1 protein-coding gene is annotated in these 1,716 nt (G+C 77.2%); it reads right to left on the reverse strand.

Annotation, left to right across the window (positions count from 1 at the left end):
- Positions 1 to 118 precede the first annotated feature (118 nt).
- Positions 119 to 1,528 carry a UDP-N-acetylmuramate--L-alanine ligase gene (gene murC / locus AC0CYZ_RS26795; protein WP_472221044.1) on the reverse strand — a complete coding sequence of 470 codons (1,410 nt, stop codon included), beginning with the start codon at positions 1,526 to 1,528 and terminating at the stop codon, positions 119 to 121.
- Between the last annotated feature and the right edge of the window lie 188 nt (positions 1,529 to 1,716).

Below are 1,716 nucleotides of genomic sequence, written 5' to 3' on the forward strand. Positions count from 1 at the left end.
GCGAGCCGGCCCGCCGCGAGGCCGACCCGCCCGAGGCGCCGCGCGCGCCCGCCGGGCGGTCCCCGCCCTCGGCGGCGCCGCCGCGCGGGGAGCGCCGGCGTGGGGCGGGGGGCAGGGGTCAGCTCCCCGGGTGGTCGGCGCCCGCGCCGACGACGGCGTCGGCCGGGGCCTCGAGACGCTCGAGTTCGGAGAGCACCTCCGGCCCGAGCACCGTCACGTCGCCCGCGCCCATGGTGATCACCAGGTCGCCGGGCCGGGCGAGCTCCGCGAGCAGGGTGGGCACCGCGGCCCAGGAGGGCTCGTAGTGCACCCGCTCGGGCGGCAGGTCGATCCGGTCGGCGATGAGCGCCCCGGACACGCCGGGCTCGGGCTGCTCGCGAGCGCCGTAGACGTCGAGCACGACGACCTCGTCGGCCAGCGAGAGCGCCTCCCCGAACTGGGCGGCGAAGTCCCGGGTGCGGGAGTACAGGTGGGGCTGGAAGGCCACCAGCAGGCGCCCCCGCTCCCCCAGCACCGGGCGCGCCGCCCGCAGCTGCGCGGCGACCTTCGTGGGGGCGTGCGCGTAGTCGTCGTAGACCCGCACGCCTGCGGCCTGGCCGCGCAGCTCGAAGCGGCGCCGGACGCCGGTGAACGACGCGAGCCCGGCGAGCAGCCGCGGCAGCGGCGCGCCGAGGTCGAGGCCCGCGAGCAGCGCGGCGCAGGCGTTGAGGGCCTGGTGCTCCCCCGCGACGCTCAGCCGCAGCTGGTGGCGGTCGGCGCCCACGGCGAGCTCGAGCAGACCCGTCGAGGCCTCCGGCCGGTAGTCGAGGACGATCACGTCGTCGGGCCCGGTCGCGGCCCGGCCGTAGCGGCGGACCCGGACGCCCGCGGCCTCCGCGCGGTCCCCGAGCGCGGCGGACCCGGGGTCGTCGGCGCACACCACGAGGCAGCCGCCCGGCTCGATGCGCGCGGCGAAGGCGTCGAACACCGCGACGTAGGCCTCGGCGGTGCCGTGGTGGTCGAGGTGGTCGGGCTCCACGTTCGTCACGATCGCGACGGCCGGCGAGTAGGCGAGGAACGAGCCGTCGCTCTCGTCGGCCTCGGCGACGAACACGTCGCCGTGGCCGTGGTGGGCGCTGGACCCCGAGGCCAGCAGGTCCCCGCCGATCATGAACGACGGGTCGGCGCCGCAGGCCTGCAACGCGACGACCAGCATCGACGTCGTCGAGGTCTTCCCGGCGCTGCCCGAGACACAGGCCGCGCGGTGGTCGGCCATCAGCTCGGCCAGCACCGCCGAGCGGTGCAGCACCGGCACGCCGCGCGCGGCGGCCTCGAGCAGCTCGGGGTTGTCCGGGTCGGCCTGGTGCACGGCCTTGGTGGTGACCAGCGCCGTGGGCCCGCCGGGGAGCAGGTCGAGGTTGGACGCGTCGTGCCCGACGGCGACCTCGGCCCCGAGCGCCCGCAGGGCCAGCAGCGCCCGCGAGTCCTTGGCGTCGGAGCCGGACACCGCCGCGCCCCGGGCGAGCAGGATGCGCGCGATCCCGCTCATCGCCGCTCCGCCGGCACCGATGAAGTGCACCCGCGAGAGCAGACGCGGCAGCTCCGGGATGACCGCCTGCTCGCCGACGTCGAAGGTCGATCTCCGCTCCGCTGCGTCTCCCGGATCAACGGTCGAGCTCCGCTCCGCTGAGTCTCCAGTGGCCTCCGACGAGGCCTGCTCCTGCTCGTTCACCGCTC

The sequence above is a fragment of the Actinomycetospora sp. genome (genome assembly GCF_055612215.1).

Excerpts from the sequence above, each read along its gene's own strand:
- murC (WP_472221044.1), bottom strand. The coding sequence starts at position 1,528 with ATGAGCGGGATCGCGCGCATCCTGCTCGCCCGGGGCGCGGCGGTGTCC.